Here is a 25,700-nt window from a genome sequence, read left to right on the forward strand (position 1 = left end):
GGCTTCACGGAACCCGAGTGAATCACGAGGGTGACTGATGCTCCAGTACAAGGAATCGTCGTACGAGAAGCAGAGGTCGGGCGGCGGTCGCTCCTGGCCATGCTGGTGATCGCGTGGTCAACCTCGACCGGGTGACGCTCTTTCCCCGTCCTCCGGGAAGCGCTGGCCGGGCGCCCACCATTCGGGATAAATCGGCGTTCGGCCTGCGGCGGTTCTGGGTCATCCCGGCAGGTGGGAGACCTCGCTGATCCGTCAATTCAGGTATCTGTGAGTGGCTGAGTGAGCCCACGATCCGATCGGTGCCGGGCCGCTTTCGCCGCCGTTGCCGGTGGGGTCGATCGAGGACGTGCGACCCAAAGAAGCGCCGGGTGGAATCCACTGTGGTAGGTGAATTGGCGAGCGTTTTCGGTCGCCAATTGCTCGGCGAATGATGGTTGAGCAGGGCTGGCGGACGCTTCCCGTCCCACCCGCTCCGAGCAGGAAAGACTCCACTGCGTCACCGGCGTGGACGAAAAAGGCTGATTGTCGCATTCATCCTCACTGTTTGTGATGCTACTTGTGCGTAGAGCGGGCTCCTCCCTACAGTCCCGATCGATATCAGGACACACGGGGGAGGGTTCGTGGCAGGTCGAAAGACTGCCACCGTTCGTTCATGCCTTGCGGCAGGTGTTGCCGTGCTGACGGCGGTCGCATTGGCTGGCATATCGGGCGAACCGGCGGAGTACTTCGCCGCAGGTCCCGATGGCGTAACGGGTGGCGTAGAAAACAGGTCCGACGAGGCGGCTTCCGCACGGACCGCGCGCAAGACCGGCAAGCCGGTGCAGGTCAAGAGCCTCACCTCGGAGACCACCGAGGTGTTCGCCCTGCCCGACGGGCAGTTCCGGGCCGAGTTGTCCCTCGGGCCGACCCGGGTTCGCCGTGGTGACGACTGGGTCCCGGTCGACCTCACCCTCCACCGTGACGCCGACGGCACGGTCCGCCCCGCGGCGCACCCCTTCGACCTCGCGATCTCCGGCCCGCGACCGGATGGCACCCACGAGCTGGCAGCCGTGGGCAAGGGCGACGACCGGGTGGCGGTCAACTGGGTTGGCGCGCTGCCGGAGCCGCAACTGCGCGAGGACCGCGCCACCTACGTGGACGCGCTACCCGGCGTCGACCTCGTCGTCCGGGCGAGCCGGATCGGCCAGGAGACGCTCTTCGTGGTCAAGACCCGTGCCGCCCTGAGTCGGGTCGCGAGGCTCTCACTGCCGGTCACCGGCCGCAACGTGGCGGACATCCAGCGCGGCGTGGGCGGCGACCTCGCCGTCAAGGACGCAACCGGCCGCACCATCGCGACGACCCCGGCGCTGAAGATGTGGGATGCCCGAGTCGACGCGCAGGGCGAGCCGGCCAGCAAGACGCCGGTCGCCTCCGCCGTTGCCAAGGTGGCCGGAGCCGCCGCGGGCAGTGCCCTCGCGCTGACCCTTACGCCCGACGAGAAGTGGCTCGCGGCACCGGAGCGGAAGTATCCGATCACCATCGACCCGCAGATCAACCCCCTCTCCACCACCTTCGACACCTTCGTGCAGGCCAACGAAGGCGTCGACCGCGGCGGCGAGGCAGACCTCCGGCTCGGCAAGCTCGGCACGACCGGCCCGATCACCCGGTCGTTCGCCCGCTGGGACACCACCGCCCTGGTCGGCAAGCAGATCAACTCGGCGACCATCTCGCTGTGGAACTGGTGGTCGGTGCAGTGCGCCGCGCGGTCGTGGGAACTCTGGACGACAGGTTCGATCTCCGACGGCATCGTGTGGAGCAACCAGCCGGCCTGGAACTACCAGGAGAGCGTCTCCACGGCGTCGGCCGGCTACGACACGCCGTGTGACGACAACTGGGTCGGCGTCACCGCCACCAGCTTCTTCCAGCGGGCGGCCAACGCGGGCGACACCCGCGCGGACATGGGCCTGCGGGCAACCGACGAGACCGACTCGACGGCCTTCAAGCAGTTCCGGTCCCGCAACTACTCCGGCACCACGAGCGTGCCGAAGGCCGTCGTCACGTACAACTCGTATCCGACGGTGACCGCGCGGTCGACTGTGCCGGCCACCAGCTGCGTGACCGGCTCCGGCCGCCCCACTGTCAACACGGTGACCCCGCAGCTCAAGGCCACCGTCTCCGACGGGGAGGGGACCGCCATGGCGGTCACCTTCGAGTGGTGGGCCATGAACTCCGACACGCCGATCGGCTCGGCCGTCCTCAGCGGTGTCGGCAACGGGGCCACCGCCGCGACCACGGTCCCGGCTGGCGCCTTCGCCGACGGCGGCATCTACCGCTGGCGGGTCAAGGCGTCCGACGGCGTGACCGGCAGCGACCCCTGGTCCTCGTTCTGCGAGATGCAGGTCTACACCACCGTTCCACCGGTCACCGGCTGCACCGGCGGCACGGAGAGTGACTTCAACGGCGACGGCGTCGCGGACGTCGCGATCGCCGACCCCGAGGCCACCACGAACAGCCAGATCCGCGCCGGGCAGGTGCACGTCAGCTATGGCGGCAGCTCCGCGGTGCAGACCCTGCAGGAGGGCGTCGACAAGGTGCCCGGCGCGCCCGAGCCGGGTGACCGCTTCGGCACCTCGATCTCCTCGTACGACGCCAACAACGACGGGTGCACCGACCTCGCGGTGGGTGTCCCGTTCCAGGATGTCTCCGGCCTGCAGGACGCCGGCGTCGTCCTCGTCCTGCTCGGCTCGCCGGCAGGGCTGGCCAAGGGGCCGGCCTCGTTGACCTACCACCAGGACGTCACGAACGTGCCGGACACGGCCGAGGCCTTCGACTGGTTCGGCTACGCGGTGGCCGGCAGCCAGACGGCCAGTGGCCAGCCGTACCTGGTCATCGGCGCGCCCGGTGAAAGCCTCGCGGCCCCGGTCACCGGCATCGTCCACTACATCCGGGGCAACGTGAACGTGGCGCTCAGCCAGGGCGCCGGCATCCCCGGCGCGGCCGAGATCGACGACCGCACCGGATACGCGGTGGCCGCATCCAAGTACCACTGGGGCGTCAGCTCGCCGGGTGAGGCGATCGGCACCGAGGTGTTCGCCGGCGCGGTGAACGTCTTCAGCCACACGCTGACCAGTGGGCTGCCCACGCTCGCCGCCGAGCTCAACCAGGACAAGACGACGGGGTCGGGCAAAGCCGAGGCCAACGACAACTTCGGTAAGTCGATCGCCATCGCGCCCTATCGACCGGTCGGTTCAGCGCAGGGCACCCCGGATTCGCTTGTGGCTGTCGGCGCGCCGGGTGAGGACGACGAGATCCGTCGGCCAGACGTAGCGCATGCGGACGTCGGCCAGGCAGAGGTCTACCACGTCACCGCCGCCAACACCTCTGAGCGGGTCGAGTTGATCACATCCGAACCACTGACACCAACCCAGCTGAGCCCCGGCGACTACCTGGGCGAGAAGGTCGTGGTGGTGAACACGAACCCGGCGGTCGAGAGCACCAGTTCGACGATGTTCATCGCGATAGGCATTCCGGGCAGGGACGGTTCCGCCCCCACCGAGGACGGGTCCGTCGTGACACGTGACTCCGGTCAGGTATGGGTTCTGCCCGCGGTGGACAGCTGGCCCCACAAGCCGGTGCGAATCTCGCGAAACGGGGTGAGCCCGCCGGGCTACCCGCGGCCGGGCGAGATCATCGGCACCTCGCTCGGGGCCACCTCGAAGCGGCTCCTGGTGGCGACCCCGTACGGCACCGACGCCGTCTACGGCTTCAGTTGGTCGAACCTGGCCAGCGGGTCGACGGCGCCCACCGACACCTGGCAGCCCGGCGTGAACGGCTTCCCGGCCAACGTGAGCACGTTCGGGGCGGCGGTCAACTGATGAAGAACATGAATGTGCGCAGTTCAACGGGGGAGGACCTGACGGTGATCCGTCGTACGAGAAAGCGGGGTCGGCTCTTCACGCTCGGCCTCACGGTCGGCCTCGCCGGCCTGCTGGCCGGCACCGCCTTCGTGGCCGCTCCCGAGCCGGCCCCACCGACCGCGCCGGTGGCCGCCCTCGAGACCGACCCGGTGCGCGACACCGAAGCCGAGGCACTTGTCGCGGCGGCGGACCTCAACCAGCCCGTCGAGGTGCTCGCGCAGCGCGGCGAGTATCGGGACGTCTTCGCCCAGCCGGACGGGACGCTCATCGCCAACGAGTACAACCAGGCGGTGCGAGTCATCCGGGGTGACACCTGGGTGCCGGCCAGCGCGGCGCTCGTGGCCCAGTCGGACGGGACGATCACCCCGACCGCGGCGTTGCTCGACATGCGTCTGTCCGGCGGTGGCACCACGCCCCTCATGGTGGTCCAGCGCGACTTCCGGGTCATGACCCTCACCTGGCCCAACTCCCTGCCCACCCCGACCATCTCGGGCGACCAGGCCACCTACCCGGAGGTCTTCCCCGACGTCGACCTGGTGGCCAACGTCACGGTCGAGGGCTTCTCCCACGTTCTGGTGCTGAAGACCCCCGAGGCCGCGAACCTGCCCGAGCTGCGGGACCTCCGGCTGGGGGTGACCGGCGAAGGGCTCGACATCGAGGAGACCGCGGAAGGTGGTGTGGTCGCTCTCGATCCCGCCACCGGCAACCCGGTGATGGAGGCCGACGCCCCGACCATGTGGGACAGCGGCAACCAGGAGGGCGGCGGCGAGGCCCAACGTGGTTCCGCCGCAACCACCGAGCCCGCGGACCCGGACGACGCCTCGGCCCTCGGTCCCGGGGAGGACTCGCGGGTGGCGAAGGTCGGTCTCGACTACACCCAGGGCGCGCTGCGTCTCACCCCGGACGCCGCGATGCTCGCCAACCCGGATACCACCTATCCCGTGTACGTGGACCCGGTGTGGCAGAGCAGCACCAACAGCGCCTGGGCGATGGTCGACAGCGGATATCCGTCCGAGGAGTACTGGAAGTTCGACGCCAAGCGGCACGAGCGGATCGGTCTCTGCCCGAGCTCCTGCAACAACTCCAAGGTCAAGCGCGTCTTCTACCAGTTGGCCACGCCGTACGCCGGCAAGACCATCCTGGAGGCCAAGTTCCGGGTGACCCTGCAGCACGTCTACAACACCACAGCGCGCGCGGCGGCGCTCTATCTCATGCCCTCCGGCATCAATTCCAGCACGAACTGGGGCAACCAGCCCGGCGGGTCGGGGTGGTCGGGTGCCACGCACCTGGCCAACAACTCGCCGACCAAGGTGCAGTCGACGTGCACCGCGACGAACCAGAACACCGAGTGGGAAGCCAAGACGGCGGTCCAAACGGCGGTGAGCAAGGGCTGGAGCAGCGTCACTCTCGGCCTCCGGTCGGTCAGCGAGAGCGACTCCACCCACACCAAGCGGTTCTGCGACAACGGCGTGCTCTCCGTTCGCTACAACCGAGCACCGGTGATCGCGAACGAGTCCGAACTGACGATGTCACCCGGTGGCGGCTGCGTGTACGGCTCGGCCGCGCCCTACTCGGACGTTCCGCCGCGGCTCAACGCCGTCCTGCGGGACCCGGACCACTCGTCCGCGCACACCGAGCAGGTCATGGCCGAGTTCAAGGTCACCTGGACGCCGGCCGGTGGGAGCCTGCAGACCCGCAGCTACACCACGCCGTTGAAGGCCAGCGGCTCGTTGTTCAGCTACTACGTGCCGTCCGACATCGCGCAGAACGTGCCGATCTCCTGGGAGGTCCGGGCGAGTGACGGTGTGAGTTGGGGGCCCTGGAGTTCCGACGGCGCGCGTAACGTCTGCCAGTTCCTGTACGACATCACCAGCCCGAGCGCCCCGGACGTGGATTCGCCGGAGTATCTGCCCGATGACGCGATCGACACCACTGCCGACTGTCTCGACGACGACCAGTGGCGCGGCTCCATCGGGGTCCAGGGCAGCTTCACCTTCGACTCGGCTGCCACCGACGTCGTGGAGTACCAGTACAACTTCAACGACAGCGCCACTGTGTCGGTCAAGCCGGCGACGAGCGGCGGCCCGGTGACGATCAAGTGGACGCCAGACAAGGAAGGGCCGCGGCAGCTCTTCGTGAAGGCAATCGACGTGGCGAAACGATCCAGCACGATCGCCACCTGCACCTTCCGGGTGGGCAAGCGCCCGCCGGTCGCGCAGTGGCCACTGTCGGACATCGCCAACGCGAAGATCGCGAACGACCAGCTCGGTTCGCACGACGCCAAGATCGGTAGTGGCGTCAAGTTCGGCGAAGCAGGTTCGCTCGGACCGTGGGACACCGCCGCCACCTTCGACGGCACGTCCAACGCCTACCTCGTCACCGACAACTCGGTGGTGAGTACCACCCGAAGCTTCTCGGTCACCGGCTGGTTCCGGGTGGAGGACCCCAGCCGCCGTCAAGTGGCGGTCAGTCAGGACGCTACTGGTGAGCCCGGCTTCAGCCTGGGCGTCGAACAGGGCAACTGGTTCTTCCGGATGCCGACGAACGATGTCATCAACCTGGGTGAGTGGAGGGTGAACGCGGGTCCGGCGACCACCGCCTGGACCTTCGTCACAGCCGTCTTCGACGGCCCGAACAACAAGATCTCCCTGCAGGTCGGTACGGGTGCTCCTGTGTTCAAGGACCGACGTTCGCTGGTCGAAGCCCGCGGCGCCCTTCAGTTCGGGCGCCAGACCTACAAGGGTGGCGGATACTCCGACTTCTGGAAGGGCGCGATGGCGGACGTCTCCGTCTTCGACCGTCCGGTCGTCAGCGAGGACGTGGCCGGCCTGGAAAAGCACAAGCTGGACCGCAAGGGCTACTGGCAGCTGAGCACCGAAACCTCGGGATTGAGCCCGAACTACGATGCCGGCGGTGAGGCGCTTCGGCTCGGGAAGCCGAGCACTCTTATTCGGACCCCCAACCCGTTCAACGCGATGCTGGGTGCCGGCTACCTGCAGCTAACCGGCAAGGCCGGTGAGTACGCCGAGACAACCACCCCGGTCGTCGACCCGGCGGGAAGTTTCACCATCTCCGCTCGGGTCCGGTTCACCAGCGGCTCGCAGGGCCACGCAATGACGGCAATCTCCATCAAGGACACCAACAACAACAGTGTCGTGGCCCTTCGGGGCAACGTCGCGGGGCGTTGGGAGATGGCCGCTGCCGGTGCCGAATTGCCCGCCCAGTTCGACAATTCCCCGTCAATGTCTAGCAAGGGCGACCACGTTGCACTGATCTACAACGGGTACACCCGGGAGTTGCTGTTCTATCTCAATGGCCAGGCCCTGGGACTCCAGCTGGACCGGCCGTTGCCCGCTCTCAGCAACGTCCAGTTCGGCCGCACCGTCGACGGTGGTGCCGAGAAGGAAAACTTGTCAGGAGCAATAGACGACATCCGGATTTACAACGGCATCGCCGACAAGGTCAAGATCGACCGGGTTCGCCTGAGCGTCGAGCAGCCCAACCTCTGACACCACAAGCGTTGGGGCCGTCCTTCCGAGGGCGGCCCCGATGCCTCATGCCCTGTGTCCAACCAACCCTGGGGAGGGTGGATGTTCTCCCGATTTATGGGCACGTCCGGCGCGGTGCAGCGCCGGGTGGTGCGACCAGTGTCCTGGGCGATGACCGTCGTGATGTGCGCAAGCGTCATCCAGGTCGTCAACGCCCCCGCATCGGCTGCCGCCGAGCGCAAACGTCCGACGGCGACCGACGTCGGTAAGACCGTTCCGAACCGTGCACCGCTCGGCGTGAAGCCGCGTACGCCCAATCCGGCCGCGGCCCCGGCCACGACCACGCCCGCCAAGGTCACCTGGCCGGCGGCGGGAGCCACCGAGATCGCGATACCCGCCCCGCCCGCCGGCGTACCCGACCAGGCCCGCACGCGTACCGCCGCTTCGTCAGCGACCCCGGGACCGGCCGCGACCGGCAAGGCCGGCGGCCTGGCGGTGTCGGTGTCGGCCGTCGCCAACCCTGCGAAGAAAGCCGGCACGTCGCCGGCTCCCGCACCGGCCAAGGTACGCGTCGAGGTGCTCGACCGTGCGGCATCCGAGCGGGCCAGGGTCGACGGCCCGCTGGTACGGGTGAACCGCGCCGACGGCCAGCAAGGTGCTGGCGACGTTCAGCTCGGCGTCAGCTACGACGGCCTGGCCGGCGCATTCGGCGGCGACTTCGGCTCGCGCCTGAAGCTGGTGAAACTGCCGGAGTGTGCGCTGACCACCCCGGAGAAGACCGGCTGCGCGGCGGAACCGGTGCCGACCGTCAACGACGGTGAGTCGCGCACGGTCTTCGCCACGGTGAGCGCTGCCGCGACGGGTACGACCTTCGCGCTGGCCGCTACCGAATCCTCCTCCCAGGGCGACTACGGGGCGACGAAGCTCGCCCCATCGTCGAAGTGGTCGGTGGCGCCGTCCACCGGTGGGTTCTCCTGGAGTTACCCGCTGCGCACGCCTCCGGTTCCGGGCGGCGGCGCTCCGGGCATCACCCTCGCGTACTCCTCGCAGTCGGTCGACGGCCGCACCGCCACGACCAACAACCAGGGCTCCTGGCTGGGCGAGGGCTTCAACTACGAGCCAGGGCACATCGAGCGCCGCTACAAGTCCTGCGCCGAGGACGGCCAGGACCAGTACGCCGACCAGTGCTGGGCGTACGACAACGCCACCATCCTGCTCAACGGCAAGTCCACCGAGCTGGTCAAGAGCGGCGACACCTGGAAGTTCGCCACCGATGACGGCTCGAAGGTGGAGCGCTTCACCGGCGCCGACAACGGCGACGATGACGGTGAGCACTGGAAGGTCACCACGACCGACGGCACGGAGTACTTCTTCGGCCTGAACAAGCTCCCGGGCTGGACCACAAACAAGGAGGTCACCGGGTCGACCTGGACGTTGCCGGTCTACGGCGACGACGCCAAGGAACCCTGCAACAACCCGACGGGCGGCTTCACGGCCTCGCACTGTAACCAGGCGTGGCGGTGGAGCCTCGACTACGTCAAGGACCGCTACGGCAACGTCAGTTCCTACTTCTACACGCCCGAGACGAACTACTACGCCCGGGGCAAGCGCACCGATGTCAACGGTGTGGCCTACCACCGCGGCGGCTACCTCAAGCGGATCGACTACGGGCAGCGGCACAACGCGGTCTACACCACCAACGCTCCGGCCCGGGTGCGGTTCGACGTCAAGGAGCGGTGCCTGGCGACCGGCTCCATCGACTGCGACCCGCAGGATCTGAACACGACCACCGCGCCGTACTGGCCGGACGTGCCCTTCGACCGCAACTGCAACAAAGACACCAAGTGCAAGCTCGACCAGATCACCCCGACCTTCTGGACCCGGGCTCGCCTGACCGACATCACCACCGAGATCCGGGAGGGCAGCGGCTGGGCGCCGGTCGACACCTGGAAGCTCGACCACCAGCTCCTCGACAACGGTGACGCCTCCCGCACCCTCTGGCTGCACAAGATCACCCACACCGGTCTGTACGGCACGGACATCGCCATGCCTTCCGTGGAACTGGGTAACCTCCAGCTGCCGAACCGGGTCGACCGGGACGACGACAACATCGGTCCGCTGGTCCGGCCCCGTCTCGCGACCGTCTGGACGGACACCGGCGGCCAGATCGACGTCAACTACGCCGACCCGGACTGCACCAAGAGCACGCTGCCGACCGAGGGAAACAGCACGCAGCGTTGCTACCCCGTCAAGTGGAACCCGTACGGCAGCGGCGACCCGATCACCGACTGGTTCTTCAAGTACGTGGTCGCCGCAGTCGTCGAAACCGACCGCACCGGTGGGGCACCGGACATGGTCACCAAGTACGACTACAAGGACGGCGCCGCCTGGCGGAAGGCCGAACCCGACGGGATTTCCGACCCGAAGGACCTCACCTGGAGTGAGTGGCGGGGCTACGGCAAGGTCATCGTCACCGTCGGAAACGGCCAGACCCAGACCACCAAGACCGAGTACCGCTATCTGCGCGGCATGCATGGCGACAAGATCCCGAGCAGCACCGACACCCGGGACGTCCGGGTGACCGACTCTGCTGGTGTCGCGCACGTCGACTACGACGAGTTCTCCGGCCACCAGTTGGAAAGCACCGTCTACGACGGCGCGTCCGTGGTGAGCCGCAGCATCGCTACGCCGTGGCGGCACAACACCGCCACCGAGTCGCACAGCTGGGGTGCCAAGAAGGCCTGGTTCACCAACACCTCGGTGACCCAGAACTTCGTCGCGCTCGCCGCTGGCGGCTGGCGGGAGACCAAGAACATCTCGTCCTTCGAGACGGACTTCGGTCGGGTCACCACGACCGAGAACCTTGGCGACGTCGACGTCGCGGGCGACGAGGCGTGCAACACCACCACCTACGCGGACAACCCCAGCATCCACCTGTACAGCCTGGTGGGCCGGACCGAGTCGTTGTCGGTGGCGTGCGCCACCTCACCGGTGGACCGGAAGACCCAGGTCATCTCCGACACCCGGACCCTCTACGACGGCAAGGCCTTCGGGGTGGCGCCGACGCTGGGCAACCCGACGTCGTCGGAGCGGCTGGCGAGCCACAACGGCACTACGGCCACCTACCTCACCGCCGCGTCGGGAACCTTCGACGCGTACGGTCGGCCGCTCACCGCGACCGACGCGATGGGCAAGACCACCACCACCGAGTACACCGAGACGAACGGTCTCACCACCAAGGTGGTCGAGACCAACCCGCTCGGACACATCACCACCACCGAGTACGCCACGGCCTGGGGCAGCCCGGTCAAGCAGACCGACCCGAACAACCTGGTCAGCCAGTTGGAGTACGACGCGCTGGGTCGGCTGGCCAAGGTGTGGATGCCGGACCGTACCGGTGCCACGGGTCTGAGCCCGAGCATCAAGTACACCTACCTGATCCGCACCGACAAGCCGGTCGCGGTCAAGACCGAGAAGCGGCAGAACGACGGCTCGTACAGCGTCGAGTACAAGCTGCACGACGGTCTGCTGCGCCCGCGTCAGGTGCAGACCGAGGGGCCCAACGGCACCCGGATGATCGCGGACACCTTCTACACCGCGACCGGCAACCTGGACAAGACGTACGCGACCTACAACGCCGCCGGTGCTCCGAGCGACGCCATCTTCCCCGCCCGCAATGGCGAGGTCGACGGTCAGACGCTCTACGTCTATGACGGGGCCGACCGGGTCAAGGCGGAGATCTTCGCGGTAGCGGGCAACGAGAAGTGGCGCACCAGCACCACGTACGGCGGCGACCGTGTCTCGGTCGACCCGCCTGAGGGTGGCACCCCCACCACGACGATCTCCAACGCCATCGGGCAGACGACCCAGCTGCTGCAGTACAAGGGCGCTGAGCCGACGGGGGCTTCCGACAAGACGGCCTACACCTACAACCGCTCCGGGCAGCTCGCGACGGTCACCGACCCCGCCGGCAACGTCTGGAAGCACGAGTACGACCAGCTCGGCCGCAAGGTCAAGTCGATCGACCCGGATGCGGGTACGTCGACGATGACCTACGACAAGCTGGACCGGCTCACCAGCACCACGAATGGTGTGCAGGAGACGATCAGCACCACCTACGACGCGATCGGCCGGACGACCGCCACCTACAAGGGGACCGCCGAGACCGGCACGCTCCTCAGTAGCTGGTTGTACGACTTCCAGAAGCTCGGGACGCTGTCCATGACGAGCCGATGGGTCGACGGGGCCGAGTACGCCACCTACTACACCGGCTACGACGAGTTCTACCGACCGCACAACACCGATTACCAGGTGCCCGAGCACGCCGGTACCGAACTCGCCGGAATTTACAGCTTCGCGGCCGAGTACAACCAGGACGGCACCGTCGCAGCGACGGGCATGTCCGGCGGTGGAGGCTTGCCGATCGAGAGCATCGCCTACACGTACGACGGCATGGAGCGGTTGACCGCGACCGAGGGCGACGTGCCGTACCTGACGGACGTCGACTACTCGGCCACCAGTGAGGTCATCCAGACCGAGGCGAAGCTCGGTGAGAACAAGGTCTGGTCGACCTACGGGTACGAGCAGGGCTCCAAGCGTCTGACCAACCAGCGGTTGGACCGCAGCGGCGCGCCGATCATCGACATCGACGCTCGCTACAGCTACGACGACTCCGGCAACATCACCCAGATCGCCGACACGCCCTCGAGCACCCGGGACGTGCAGTGCTTCACCTACGACTACCTGCGCCGGATGGACCGGGCGTGGACGTCGGCGAGCACCGCCACCGACCCGTGCGCCGGAGGCCCGTCGACGACGGGTGTGGGTGGAGTGGCCCCGTACCACCACGCCTACACGTACGACGTGGTCGGCAACCGCAAGACCGAGTCGCAGTTCGCCGCGAACGGCACCTCGATCAAGGAGCGCGCCTACACCTACCCGGCCGCGGGTCAGCCGCAGCCGCACACCCTCAAGTCGATGACCGAGACGACGTCGGCGGGGTCGAAGCTCCACGAGTACGGCTACGACGCCGCAGGCAACACGACGCGTCGAACGAAGGTCGGCGAGGACCAGACCCTGAAGTGGGACGCCGAGGGCAACCTTGAGTCCGTCACCGACGCCGCAGGCAAGAAGACCAGCTTCCTGTACGACGTCGACGGCTCCCGGATGCTCCGCAAGGAGCCGACGGCGACGACCCTCTACCTGCCGGGCATGGAGATCCGGCTCGACCACACCACCAAGGCGACCGACGGCACCCGCTACTACTCCCTGCCCGGCGGCGGCACCATCGTCCGCAAGATCAACGGTCTGCACTACGTCGCCTCCGACCACCACGGCACGGGCCAGGCGACGGTCGACGAGAACGGTGCGATCGTGCACCGGCGGACCACGCCGTTCGGTGAGGCCCGTGGCACGCCGCCGTCACCGGGGCAATGGCCGACGGAGAAGGGTTTCGTCAACGGCAACCAGGACTCGACCACGGGCCTGGTGAACATCGGCGCCCGCGAGTACGACCCGGTCACCGGCCGGTTCATCTCAGTTGACCCGATCATCGACGTCAACGACCCGCAGCAGATGCACGGGTACGCGTACGCCAACAACAACCCGATCTCGTTCTCCGACCCCGACGGTCTCAAGGCGTGCTCCGACGACGCCTGCGGTCCCGGTGCCGACTACGAGGACATGTACGGCAACTACCACGACGTCAAGGGGCACAACGACGGCTGTGGTGGGTGCTCGGGCGCGTACGACCCGGACGAGCCGACCAAGAATGTCTGGAACAACCCCCGCGCGAGCGAGGCAGACAAGGCTCGGGCGGCTGCTGCCGCGGCAGAGAAGGAGCGTCAGGCGCGCATCGCGCGGGCCAAGCAGAAGCTGCTCAATGCTGCCAAGGCTCTCGCCAAGATCATGATGGACGAGCTGGGTATTACTGATGCCTTGGACTGCTTCACCAAGGGCGACATGGGGGGGTGTCTTAATACTGCCGTTAACGTCGCGTCCTCTGCTTTGGGTGGAGCGCTCGGCAAGCTTGCAGCGAGGTACGGAGCCCCGTGGAAATGGAAGAAGTTCGCCAATCTCGCCAGCAGAGCCAAGGGCCTCCTGGGTGACCTGATTGACGGTGCGAAGACGCTTCTCAGCAAGGCTTGCCACAGCTTTGCTGCAGGCACTCTTGTCTTGCTGGCCGACGGGTCTACCCGACCCATCGAGAAATTGCAGCCAGGCGACGTAGTAATAACTGCAGATATCGGGAGCGGAAAATCTAAGCCGCACCCCATTGTTGCGACTCACATTAACCGCGACGTGTTTCTGGCCGACCTAGTAATTTCGGTCGGTGGAAAGCGGAAACTTCTGGAAACCACTCAAAACCACCCCGTTTGGAGTAATGACCGGGGTGGTTGGGTGGAGGCAGGTCGGCTCCGGGCGGGCGAGAAGCTCCGACAGCTCGACGGGTTGCCTGTTGAAGTGGTGAGTGCTCGCTCCTACTGGGGCGCTAAGTTCATGTACGACCTGACGGTGGACGTCACTCACACGTATTTTGTAGGCCTGGGTGCCGGCTCAGTACTCGTCCACAACAACAATGAAGCCTGTGATGTCCCGACCCTCAAGGGCTATGCCCAGCAGATCCGCGAGGCCGGCGATAGCCCCCAGGCTATCAACAGCAGAGTGATCGCGGTGGGTCAGGATGAGGCTGGTAACCTGACTGTCGGATCTAGTAACGGCCTTGATGCTGGCATGAAGAACATGGCCAAGAAGCTGAATATTAGGGTTGTCAAAGATAACAAGGGAAACCACGCCGAGGAGGATCTGTTGGCCGATAATCAAAACCTCTTCGACCCTCCGCTGAAGCGTGTGGCAAGTGACAACCAAGGTGCGTGCGGCGCCGACAGGCATAACTGTGCGGGGCAGATGGACGCCCTGGGAATCGAGCACAACTGATGGCCAACTTCGACCTTGGATCAACGGTTCAAGAGCTCACCTTTGCTGTGGAGCCGCTTTCGTTGCGTCTGAAGTCAGCCCTGTTCGGTGCCTGCGCCGAGGCATTGATGCCCCTGCTGAACGAGGTTGAGCGGCGGACGTCGGCTAAGTGGACCTTCCCTGATGCCAGGGTGGCTCTCGACCTAATTCCAGGGTTCGTTGAGGGTGGTTCTGCCCAAGGCGACCACCTTCAACTCCGCCAGCGTCTCCTAGACTCCGGGCCGAATGGGCACGAACTCGACTCACCCTGGAGCAGTTACGCGCAAGATGCGCTAACCTGCGTTGACGCTGCATTGGTTGCGGCATCGACGCTTGGTGGCCGTGATTTCAAGCCGATCTGGATTCAATACGTAATAAACCCGATGGTGGTTTCGCTGGACGTCCAGGGTTATGATGTCGAATTTTCTCCTGTGCCGCGGGGTGGCAGCGAACTGCAGGTGCAGCTTGACCGAGTAATCGAGTTCCTGCACTCGACCGCTGCCAGGATTTCCGTGGAGCCGATGAACCGAGAGGCATACGGGGAGTTGATCGAGGAGGCTGCGGTTATCCGACCGACGGTACTCGGGTAGGCAGATCGATGGAGTGTCCGCCAACTGGTCTTGACATCGAGTTCTCGGGTTAACCAACCGGGCGGCGGCGTCACTGTGGGGGCGTGACCGGATGGTCACGCCCCCAACGTCGGTGGTGGTCCTGTCAGTTCCTTGAGCAGCTAGCCCCGTTGAGCGAGAAGCTGGTCGGGGACGAGTACGACCCGCTCAGGGTGCCCTGATACCCGAAGCTCGCCGTGCCGCCGGGTGCGACGGACCCGTTGTGGCCGACATTCCGAGCGGTCACCGTGGATCCGCTCTGGCTCACCGTGGCGTTCCAGGCGTTGGTGACCTGCTGCCCGCTGGGCAGGCTGTAGGTAAGCGTCCAGCCGTTGATCGCGCTGGACCCGGTGTTGGTGATCTGCACGTCGGCGGTGAAGCCGTTGTTCCAGGAGTTCGCCGTGTACTTCACCGCGCAGCCCGCGCCACCCGGCGGCGGCGTGGTCGGCGGCGGGGTGGTCGGGGGCGCGGTCGTCGGCGGCGCGGTGGTGGGCGGCGTACCGCCGCCGTTCACCGCGGCCGAGAACGAGGTCACCGCGAGGCCGACGCCACCCTGCCAGGGCTCGAAGCCGGCCTGGACGCTGGTCAGGTACCAGGAGTTGGTGATCGCGCCCCGGTTGCGGACGTCGTTGATGAAGTCCAGCACGCTGAAGTTCAGGCTGGTGATCGCCGACGGCGCGACGTAGGAGATGACGTTGTTCCCGCCGTTGTTGCCCCGCCACACCTCCCAGGTCCGGCCGGCCAGGGTCGTCGAGCCGACCACCGAGCCGATGGGCTGGATCGGGCCCTGCCGGTTGAGCCAGATCATGATCTCCATCTGGTTCACCCCGTCTCGCTTGGGTGACGGGTCCAGCCAGATGTCGTACGACGCGTTGTAGGTGGCGCCACTCACGTAGCGGTAGGAGATGCTGCTGGTGGCGCTGCTGATCTGGGACACCTGGATCGGCAGGTTCGTGCCGGGGGAGCAGTTGGTGTAGTGACAACCGAAGAACACCGAGGGGTACGCCGTCGGTGCGCCGTTGGTCGGGCTGCTGCCGTTCAGGGTGGTGATCTCGAAGCCGGTGCTGGTGACGTTGATGCACTGCTGGGCGGTGGTGCCCCAGCGGTTGTTCTGCACCACGTAGCGGCCCTGGATGACTGTCGAGCCGTACTGTTCGCAGATCTGGGTGTCGGCGGAGGCGTTGCCGCCGAGGGCCACGGCGACGAGCGAGCCGCTGAGCAGCAGGCCGGCGGCGACCAAGGCCCGAAGTGGACGTTTCATGACGCTCCTTGACTGCGGCGCGTGCCCGGGCGCCGGACGGTGGTCGGCAGGTGCGGGAGCGCTCCCACGCTCAATGACACATTTACATGTCTGAAACCGGGGCGCAACCGTACGCGTCGAACTGGCCAAATGTGAGGATTGCCATGCCCCCGCCGGACGGGCGGCGACGGGCAGCCGGCCAAGCGGTACGGGTCACCGACGAGTGACTCCGCGCGGGCCGATCGGGCCTGGTGTGCGCCGATTGCTCCGAGTAGCGTGTTGCCTCCAACGCGTTCCGCTCCCCCTCCGGAGGCGTACACCACCATGGGTGGCTCCCCCCTGCGCATCCTCGTCGTCGGCGCGGGCATCGCCGGCCTGGCCGTGGCCCGGGCGCTGCGCCTGGCGGGCTTCCGGCCGGACGTCACGGACAAGCTGCCACCGGGGGAGTCCACCGAAACCGGCCTCTACCTGCCCGGCAACGCCGCCCGGGCGCTGCACCAGCTCGGTCTGCACGACCCGGTCCGCCCACTCGGGCAGGTGATCCATCGGCAGCACTTCTTCGACTCCACCGGCGCGCCACTCTGCGAGGTGGACCTCGACACCCTCTGGGCCGGCGTCGGCGAATGCCGGGCGCTGCCCCGAGCCGACCTGCACCGGGTGCTGCTCAGCGGCGCCGGCGGCGCCGTCCGGCACGGCGCCGAGGTCCGCACCCTGGAGCTGCTGCCGCGCGCGGTCGGGGTCACCTTCACCGACGGCACCACCACCGAGTACGACCTGGTCATCGGCGCCGACGGCCCGCGCTCCTCGGTCCGCGCCCTGGCCGCGCTCGGCGGGCCGCCCCGCCCGGTCGGTCAGGTGGTCTACCGGGCCGTGCTGCGCGACGGCCCACCGGTCACCGAGTGGACCGCCCTGCTCGGCAGGCGCTCCGGGTTCCTGATGGTGCCGATCGGCGCCGGGCGGCTGCACCTCTACGCCGACGAGGCCGGCACCGAGGCGCCCACCGACCCGCTGACCCGGCTGCGCGAACTCTTCGCCGACTACCGCGGCCCGGTGCCCGAGGTGCTGGCGGCACTCGACGGGGTGCACGTCGGGATCACCGACGAGGTGGAGTTGGGCCGCTGGTACCGGGGCAGGGTGCTGCTGGTCGGCGACGCTGCGCACGCCACCGCGCCCACGCTGTCCCAGGGTGCGGCGATGGCACTGGAGGACGCCGTGGTGCTGGCGGAATCGCTGCGGGCCGCCAGCAGTGTGGAGGCGGCTCTGGTGGCGTACGAGAGTCGTCGCCGTCCGCGTACCCGATGGGTGCGGGACCGGACCCGGGACCGCAACCGGACCAGGGACGTGCCGCCGGCGCTGCGCGACCCGCTGCTGCGCGGACGCGGCGGCCGGATCTTCGGGGAGCACTACCGGCTCCTGCTCGGCCCGCTGTAGCCCCGTTGGAGATCGTGTCACGCCACCCCACGCGGTGCTGCGACCTGCCGGGGACTATCCTCCTTGCGGATGACGGCCCGCCGATAACCAGCGTGTGCCGAGCGGGACAACCGAGAACCGGAGGCCACTCGTGACCACCGTCGCACCCAAGCCGGTCGTGACCCGGCCCTGGCCGGTCCGGGAGCCGGTCAAGGGGTCGGCCATCGCGCGGCTGCTGCGAACCACGGACGCGAAGCAAATCGGGATCATGTACATGATCACCGCGTTCGTGTTCTTCATGATCGGTGGCCTGATGGCCCTGATCATGCGGGCTGAGCTGGCCCGACCCGGGCTGCAGTTCCTGTCGCCCGAGCAGTACAACCAGCTCTTCACGATGCACGGCACGATCATGTTGCTGTTCTTCGCGACGCCGATCGTGTTCGCCTTCGCGAACTACATCGTGCCGATCCAGATCGGCGCGCCCGACGTTTCCTTCCCCCGTCTGAACAGCTTCGCCTACTGGCTGTACCTGTTCGGCGGCACGATCGCGACCGCCGGTTTCCTCACCCCGGGTGGCGCCGCTGACTTCGGCTGGTTCGCGTACGCGCCGCTGAGCAGCGTCGAGCACTCGCCCGGCGTCGGCGCCAACATGTGGATCATGGGTCTGGCCATCTCCGGCCTGGGCACCATCCTCGGCGCGGTGAACATGATCACCACGGTGCTGACCCTGCGCGCACCCGGTATGACCATGTTCCGGATGCCGATCTTCACGTGGAACATCCTGGTCACCAGCCTTCTGGTGATCCTGGTCTTCCCGCTGCTGGCCGCCGCGCTCTTCGCGCTCGCCGCGGACCGCATCCTCGGCGCCCACGTGTACGACGCGGCAACCGGTGGGCCGATGCTCTGGCAGCATCTGTTCTGGTTCTTCGGGCATCCCGAGGTCTACATCGTCGCGCTGCCGTTCTTCGGCATCATCAGCGAGGTCATCCCGGTCTTCTCCCGCAAGCCGATCTTCGGCTACAAGGGTCTGGTCGCCGCGACCGTCGCGATCGCCGCGCTCTCCATGAGCGTCTGGGCGCACCACATGTTCGCCACCGGCCAGGTGCTGCTGCCGTTCTTCAGCTTCCTCAGCTACCTGATCGCCGTGCCGACCGGTATGAAGTTCTTCAACTGGATCGGCACGATGTGGCGGGGCCAGATCAGCTTCGAGACGCCCATGCTCTGGGCGGTCGGCTTCCTGGTCACCTTCCTCTTCGGTGGTCTCACCGGTGTGCTACTGGCCAGCCCGCCGATCGACTTCCACGTGTCGGACTCGTACTTCGTGGTGGCGCACTTCCACTACGTGCTCTTCGGCACGATCGTGTTCGCGGTCTTCGCCGGCATCTACTTCTGGTTCCCGAAGATGTTCGGCCGGATGCTCGACGAGCGCCTGGGCAAGGTGCACTTCTGGCTCACCATGATCGGGTTCCACACCACGTTCCTGGTGCAGCACTGGCTCGGCAACGAGGGCATGCCCCGTCGGTACGCCGACTACCTGCCCAGCGACGGCTTCACCACGCTGAACACGATCTCCACGATCGGCGCGTTCATCACCGGTATCTCCACGCTGCCGTTCATCTACAACTGCTGGAAGTCGTACAAGACCGGCCCGGTGGTCGAGGTGAACGACCCCTGGGGTCACGGCAACTCGCTGGAGTGGGCGACCAGCAGCCCGCCGCCGCTGCGCAACTTCGACCGGATGCCCCGCATCCGCTCCGAGCGGCCGGCGTTCGACGCGAAGTTCCCGGAGCTGGCTGCCGGCCAGAGCCTGGCCGGCCCGCCGGAGGGCGGCGCCAAGCCGCTCACCAGCGAGTCGGACGGCGGGGCCAGCTACCGCGAGGACATCGCAAGCGACATCGATCGGCACTGACGCTCAAGCTCAGCCGTACGACGGGCGCCGCCACCGGGAACTCCGGGAGCGGCGCCCGTCGCCGTGTGCGGTCCGGCTCGGTCCATCCTGCCTGCGGTGCGGCCTGGTCTCGTGCGGCCTGATCCCCGGTGATGTTCCTGATGAGCGGTGTACCGGTGGGTCATGTTCGTGGCCCGGAGGTATGCCGCTCAGCAGGGTGCACGCCGGCCGAGGGCGGCCACCCGGCGTCTGCCGTCAGCGGGCAGCGGGGGTGAGATCCGCCTCGACGGGCGGGGGCAGGGCCGCTGTTGCCGTTGCTGCGTTACGGCGGCGGCGCAGCTCGATCGGGAGCACCACGAGGGTGACCACCGCGCCGAGCGCGCCGGTGACCACGAAGCCCCAGAGCGGCGCGCTCGCGTCGATCACCGCGCCGGCGAGCGGTGCGCCGATCGCGATGCCGACGGTGACCGCCGAACCGTGCAGGCCCATCGCCTCACCGCGTACCTCGGCCGGAACCAGGCGGCTGACCGCGTCGGAGGAGGCCGCGATGGTCGGCGCGCAGAGCGCGCCGGCCGGGATCAGCGCCAGGCACAGCAGCCACCAGTGCGCGCCGCCCAACCCGACCGGGATGGTGCAGAGGGCGAGCGCAGCGGTCAGCGCAAGCGGGGAGAACGAGCGGTGGACGGCCCCGTAGGCGAACCCGCCGGCCAGCGAGGCGACCGCCCAGATGGCCAGCACCGCGCCGGTCCAACCGACCTCGCCACTGGCCCGCAGCACGGCGACCACCGCTACGTCGGTGCCGCCGAGCACCAGGGTCGCTGCGGCGCTGAGCGCCAGCACGGCGAGCAGTCGAGGGCTCAGCCACTCCCGGCGAGGCACCTGACGCTGTGGGCCGGTGGGATCGGCGGCACCGCGGATCGGCGGGTTGACCAGCCACAACGCGATCCCGGCAGCGACGATGCCGCCGCCGACCAGGTACATGGTGGTCTGCGCGGAGATCGCGGTGACCAGGGCCACTGCCAACGCCGGGCCGATCATGAAGGACAGCTCCACCGACATCGAGTCCAGTGCGTACGCCGGGCGGCGTTGGTCCTCCGGAACCAGCGCCGCGATCGACTGACGGACCACGGAGAAGATGGGCAGGGCCAGAGAGCCGGCCACGAAGGCGGCCGGCAGCAGCAGGGCGTACGGCAGCGAGGGAGCGGTGGACCAGAAGATCGCCTCGGCGATGCCGGTGAGCACCAGGACAGGGCGTAGGCCACGCCGGTCCACCAGGCGGCCGAGCAGCGGCCCGCCGATCGCCGCGCCCACGGTGCTGGCCGCGCCGACCAGGCCCGCGGCCCCGTAGCCTCGATCGAGGTCGAGAACCACGTGGAAGGTCAGCGTCACCCCGGTCGCGGTGAGCGGGATGCGGGCGAGGACGGCGACCAACAGCAGCGACCGCAGGCCGGGCAGGGCGAGCGCCCGCCGGTAAGGCTTCATGTTCACGTGGGTCCGTACCTCCGGCGACATCCTCGACCGGCGGCGGCCCGATGGCCAACCAATTACGCTCTCATGCGGCCCTGATCACAGGCTGGCCGTGCAGGGTCACCCCGGCACCGTCCATGGCACGTAGTGCCACGTCGGTGGTCGCCGGTGCGACGGCGGCGGTCAACTCGAGCAGCACGGTGGTCGCGAAGCCCTCGCGGGCGGCGTCCAGCGCGGTCGCCCGGACGCAGTGGTCGGTGGCGATGCCGACCACGTCGACCTGGTCCACGTCGTGCCGGCGCAGCCAGTCGGCCAGGCACTCGCCGTCGTCGGCGTGCCCCTCGAACCCGGAGTACGCCGCGGCGTGCTCGCCCTTGTGGAAGATCACCTCGATCCGACCGGTGTCCAGCTCGGGGTGGAACTCCGACCCGGTGGTGCCAACCACACAGTGCCGGGGCCAGGACTCCACGAAGTCCGGTGGATCGCCGAAGTGCGCACCCGGGTCGACGTGGTAATCCTTGGTGGCGACCACGTGCGCCCACCGCTCCGGCTCGGCGGCGAGCAGCCGGGAGATGCCCGCGGCCACCCCGGCGCCACCCACGACGGCCAGCGAGCCGCCCTCGCAGAAGTCGTTCTGCACGTCCACGATGATCAGCGCGTTGGCCATTGGGGGGTCCCTCTCCTCATGGTCGTTCTGCGGGGGCGGTCCTCGACGAGTTCACTCGGCGGGTACGACGGTTACCGGCACGGCTGGGTCGCCGGCCGAGAGCTTCAGCCCCTCCCACGGGATGGAGATCAGGCATTCGCGCAGGTGCTCCCGCGACTCGTCGAGGGTGGGCAGCGTGACCGGCTCGCCGGCGACCACGAAGGAGTGTTGGAGCATGCGGTCGTTGGGCCGCCGGTCCGGCACGCCCTGCGGGACGATGATCTCCTCGGTCGCGGTGCCGGTCGGCTTGTGCCGTCGGACCGCTACCTTCCGGCCACCGATGGTCGCCTTGTGCTCGGAGCGCTTCACCACCGGCCGTCCCTCGACCTCGACGAGCTTGTAGACCAGCCCGGCGGTCGGTGCGCCGGAGCCGGTGACCACAGCCGTGCCGGCGCCGTACATGTCCACGGGTTCGGCGGCCAGCGAGGCGATCGAGTACTCGTCCAGGTCGCCGGAAACGATGATCTTGGTCTCGGTGGCGCCCAGCGAGTCGAGCAGCTCCCGAGACTGCTGGGCGATCACCGCCAGGTCGCCCGAGTCGATCCGAACCGCCCGCAGCTCCGGCCCGGCCACCGCGATCGCGTTGCGGATGCCCTGGCTGATGTCGTACGTGTCGACCAGCAGTGTCGTGTCCTTGCCCAGCGTGGCTACCTGCGAGGCGAACGCCGCCCGCTCGTCGTCGTGCAGCAGGGTGAACGCGTGCGCCGCCGTACCGGCCGTGGGGATGCCGTAGCGCGCGCCGGCGGCGAGGTTGGACGTGAACCGGAAACCGGCCAGGTACGCGGCCCGCGCCGCCGCCACCGCCGCCTCCTCGTGCGCCCGACGCGACCCCATCTCGATCAGCGCCCGACCTCGCGCGGCGGTCACCATCCGCGCCGCCGCTGCGGCCACCGCACAGTCGTGGTTGAGCACGGAGAGCGCCAGCGTCTCCAGCACCACACACTCGGCGAAACCGCCGGAGACGGTCAGGATCGGTGAGCCGGGGAAGAAGAGCTCACCCTCGGCGTACCCCTCGATGTCGCCGGTGAAGCGGTAGTCGGTGAGCCAGGCCGCCGCCGTTTCGTCGACCACCCCGGTCCGGAGCAGGAAGTCGACCTCCGCGGGGTCGAACCGGAAGTCGCGGATCAGCTCGATCAGCCGGGCCGTGCCGGCGACCACGCCGTACCGGCGGCCGCTCGGCAGCCGGCGGCTGAACACCTCGAAGACACACCGGCGGTCGGCGGTGCCGTCCTTCAGTGCCGCGCTGACCATGGTCAGCTCGTAGTGGTCGGTCAGCAGCGCGGGGTGGTTGATGCTCACCGCCCCAGCCTAAGGTTCAGTCCGCGTCGCCGCCGTCGTGGCCCGGTATCGCGCGCAGCGCGGCCCACAGCTCGGCCCGGCCGGTCACGCCGAGCTTCGCGTAGATCCGCTGGAGGTGATTTTCCACGGTGCGCGCCGAGAGGTAGAGCCGCTCGGCGATGGCCCGGCTGGGCGCGCCGTGCGCGGCGAGGCGGGCCACCTGCCACTCCCGCTCGGTCAGCACCGGCGCGCCCGCGTGCAGCGCCGGCGTCCGGATCACGTCACAACGCCCGAGCAACGCGGCCAGGCGTTCCCGGGCATCGTTGGCCGCCGGCGAGTGCTGCTGGCGCAACCGCTGCGCGGCCTGGGAGGTCGCCTCGGCCGCGTACACGGTCAACTCCAGCGCGGCGTAGTCGTCGGCGACCGCGAGCAGATCCGCGGCGGAGTCGGTCACCGCGGCGCGGGCGTGCCGGGCCAGCAGCGGTGGAAGCACCCCGTCGACCCGCTCGGAGAGCTCGGCCAGGCGTTGCGCCACCGTGCGCCGGCCACCATCGGAACAGGTGGGCCCCACCGGCATGCCAGCCTGATCCAGCCGGACGAGGTCGTGGAGGACGTGCACCTCGTGCCCGGCGAAGCCGTCCGAGCGCAGCCGGTCCACCAGGTCGCTGAGGTGCTTGACCGCGCCCGGCAGGTCACCCGACGCGGCGAGCGTCGCGCCCCGGGCCTGCTCCAGCCACGGGTAGAGCACCGCCATGCCTGGCGCGTGGGTGCGGTCCGCTTCGGCCATCGCCGCAGTGGCCTGCGCGGCGTCACCGCGCAGCGCCGCCGACTGGGCGCGTTCGGCCTGAGCCAGACCGGCGTAGACGCGGCTGGTCGCCAGCACCGCACAGGCACCGAGCGAGGTACGCATGGACGCGTCGCTCTGCCCGCGCAGACGGGACGCGTACGCCTGGAGGATGGCCAGGTAGCCGGTGCCGAGCCGGAAGTCGCCCGCGCCGGCGAGGTCGGCGAACTCGTCGGCCACGATCGCGTCGATCCCGGCCAGGTCGCCGGTGAGCATGAGCCGGGTGCCCCGGGCGAGCTCCAGGGCCAGTTGCAGGTACGGCATGTCGGTGCGCCAGTTGGCTACGGCGGAGTGCACCTGGGCGATCGCCGTACCGCTGCGGGTCAGCTGGCCCTGTGCGGCCTGGACGTACGCGATGGTGCAGCGGGCCAGCTCGCGGGCGGCGACGCCGGCCGCCGGCCGGTCCAGTACGCGTTGGCTGAGCCGCACCGCGGTGGTCGTGTCCAGTCGGTGCAGGCGCATGATCGCCTCGAAGGCGTGCACCCGGGACCGGTCGGCGGAGTCGCTGAGCTGCTCGACCCGGCTCGCGATCTCCTCCACCGTGGACTGCCGGCTCAGCCCCCAGTAACTGACCATCCCGCGTACGGTCAGCCAGCGGCAGAACCGCCGCTCGTCGCCGGGATCGGGGGTCACCGCGTCGAGGACTTCGATCGCCTCGTCGGGCCGGTCGGCGAACATCAGGATGGTGGCGAGCAGCTCCGCCGCGTCGGAGCCGCCATCGGCGTTCAACGCGGCACGGGCCAGGCGGGTCGCCAACGGCACGTCGTAGCGGGTGAACGCCTGGACCGCGGCGTCCACCAACAACGCGGGGTCCTGCGCGGTGCCCGAGTCGAGCCGCCACACCGCGACCCGCAGCAGGTCGTCGCGGCGCCGCTTGCCGACCTGCTCGAGCAGCTCCGCGAGGTGTGCCTGAAGTCTTCGGGTGCGGCTGACCGGGCAGCGGCGGCGCATCACCTCGCCGTAGAGCGGATGAGCCAGCCGGACGTTGGTCCGTCGGTCGTGCTGGACCACGCTGATCAGCCCGCGTTCCTCGGCGGTCTCCACATCGGCCGGGTCGGCGGCCTTGTTCAGCAGGTGCAGGCCGAGTGGTTCGCCGAACGCGACCAGCTCGACGACCGCGCGGACGCCGTCGGTGAGTTTCCCGACCCGGGTGTCGATCAGGTCGGTCAGGTTCGGGGCCAGCTCCAGTCGCCCGGTCCACTTCCAGATCCCGTACGTGCGTTTCAACTCGGCGCTGCCGTTGGCGGCGTGCACCAGCTCCCGCAGCAACAGCGGATTTCCTGCCGACAGCTTGCCGAGCCGGTCGGCGGAGCCGGCGTCGACCGGGCCGCCCAGGATCGCCGCCAGCAGGCCAGCGGTCTCCGCGTGCGGCATCGGGGTCAGCTCGACGTGCTCGACCAGGTCGTCGGTCCAGAGTGCGCGGATCGGCAGCGGAATCTGTTCGCCGTCGCGCAGGGTGCCGACCACGGTGGCGTTCTCGGCGCGGGCGACCAGGTGCACCAGGGCAGCGGAGGGCGGATCGAGCAGGTGGGCGTCGTCGATCGCGAGCACGATCCGTCGGCCGGCCGCCTGCTGTTGCAGCACGTTGAGCGCCCAGCGCAGGATCCCGGCGGGGGAGAGGCCCTGGGGCTGCTCGGCGGGGAGGACCTGCACCAGCCCGCCGAACGGCAGCGCCGCGGTGGTGGCGCTGGCCGCGATGGACCAGATCGCGAACCGTTCGGTGGGCAACGCGCTCACGCCTTCGCGCAGCAGCCGGCTCTTGCCGATGCCCGCGCTGCCGCTGAAGAAGAGCCCACGGCCAGCCTCGCCGGTCACCGCCGCCAGCAGGCGGTTGAGCTCGTCGGTCCTGCCGACGAACTTCCATCGACTCATTCGCGCAGCATATCGATCGGAATCCGTCCGCGCCCGCACCGTCACCCAA

11 protein-coding genes are annotated in these 25,700 nt (G+C 68.5%); 6 read left to right on the forward strand and 5 right to left on the reverse strand.

Annotated features, from left to right (window positions below):
* Positions 1-620 precede the first annotated feature (620 nt).
* The 4 genes from HNR20_RS19640 to HNR20_RS19655 all read left to right on the forward strand — a co-directional run bounded on the left by HNR20_RS19640 (position 621) and on the right by HNR20_RS19655 (position 14,928).
* Positions 621-3,854 carry a hypothetical protein gene (locus HNR20_RS19640; protein ID WP_229686965.1) on the forward strand — a complete coding sequence of 1,078 codons (3,234 nt, stop codon included), beginning with the start codon at positions 621-623 and terminating at the stop codon, positions 3,852-3,854.
* On the forward strand, positions 3,854-7,405 hold the full coding sequence (locus HNR20_RS19645; RefSeq protein WP_184181933.1) for a LamG-like jellyroll fold domain-containing protein: 3,552 nt from the start codon (positions 3,854-3,856) through the stop codon (positions 7,403-7,405). Before HNR20_RS19640 ends, HNR20_RS19645 begins: the two co-directional genes overlap by 1 nt.
* A gap of 81 nt (positions 7,406-7,486) precedes the next feature.
* Complete coding sequence (locus HNR20_RS19650) at positions 7,487-14,320, forward strand: RHS repeat-associated core domain-containing protein (RefSeq protein WP_184181935.1); 6,834 nt, start codon at positions 7,487-7,489, stop codon at positions 14,318-14,320.
* Positions 14,320-14,928 carry a hypothetical protein gene (locus HNR20_RS19655; RefSeq protein WP_184181937.1) on the forward strand — a complete coding sequence of 203 codons (609 nt, stop codon included), beginning with the start codon at positions 14,320-14,322 and terminating at the stop codon, positions 14,926-14,928. Before HNR20_RS19650 ends, HNR20_RS19655 begins: the two co-directional genes overlap by 1 nt.
* 124 nt (positions 14,929-15,052) lie before the next feature.
* On the opposite strand, the gene HNR20_RS19660 is transcribed toward HNR20_RS19655, so the two are convergent.
* Complete coding sequence (locus tag HNR20_RS19660) at positions 15,053-16,207, reverse strand: glycoside hydrolase family 12 protein (RefSeq protein WP_184181939.1); 1,155 nt, start codon at positions 16,205-16,207, stop codon at positions 15,053-15,055.
* A 303-nt stretch (positions 16,208-16,510) separates the two neighbouring features.
* Between HNR20_RS19660 and HNR20_RS19665 the strand changes: the two genes are divergently transcribed.
* Together HNR20_RS19665 and ctaD are read left to right on the forward strand one after the other, a co-directional pair.
* Entirely contained in the window at positions 16,511-17,617 is a 1,107-nt protein-coding gene (locus HNR20_RS19665; protein ID WP_184181941.1) for an FAD-dependent monooxygenase, read from the forward strand.
* 130 nt (positions 17,618-17,747) lie between these two features.
* Entirely contained in the window at positions 17,748-19,505 is a 1,758-nt protein-coding gene (gene ctaD / locus HNR20_RS19670; RefSeq protein WP_184181943.1) for an aa3-type cytochrome oxidase subunit I, read from the forward strand.
* Between the two features lie 234 nt (positions 19,506-19,739).
* Here ctaD and HNR20_RS19675 read toward each other — a convergent pair whose 3' ends face one another.
* From HNR20_RS19675 to HNR20_RS19690, 4 genes are read right to left on the reverse strand one after another with little or no spacing between them, the layout of a single operon-like run.
* Positions 19,740-20,996 (reverse strand): MFS transporter, encoded by a 1,257-nt coding sequence (locus tag HNR20_RS19675; protein ID WP_184181945.1) that lies wholly within the window; start codon positions 20,994-20,996, stop codon positions 19,740-19,742.
* A 40-nt stretch (positions 20,997-21,036) separates the two neighbouring features.
* Positions 21,037-21,618 carry an isochorismatase family protein gene (locus tag HNR20_RS19680; protein WP_184181947.1) on the reverse strand — a complete coding sequence of 194 codons (582 nt, stop codon included), beginning with the start codon at positions 21,616-21,618 and terminating at the stop codon, positions 21,037-21,039.
* Positions 21,619-21,669: 51 nt separating this feature from the next.
* Complete coding sequence (locus tag HNR20_RS19685; protein WP_184181949.1) at positions 21,670-22,956, reverse strand: nicotinate phosphoribosyltransferase; 1,287 nt, start codon at positions 22,954-22,956, stop codon at positions 21,670-21,672.
* Between the two features lie 16 nt (positions 22,957-22,972).
* Entirely contained in the window at positions 22,973-25,651 is a 2,679-nt protein-coding gene (locus HNR20_RS19690; protein WP_184181951.1) for a LuxR C-terminal-related transcriptional regulator, read from the reverse strand.
* Positions 25,652-25,700 lie beyond the last annotated feature (49 nt).

This window comes from Micromonospora parathelypteridis (assembly GCF_014201145.1).
Lineage (GTDB): Bacteria > Actinomycetota > Actinomycetes > Mycobacteriales > Micromonosporaceae > Micromonospora > Micromonospora parathelypteridis.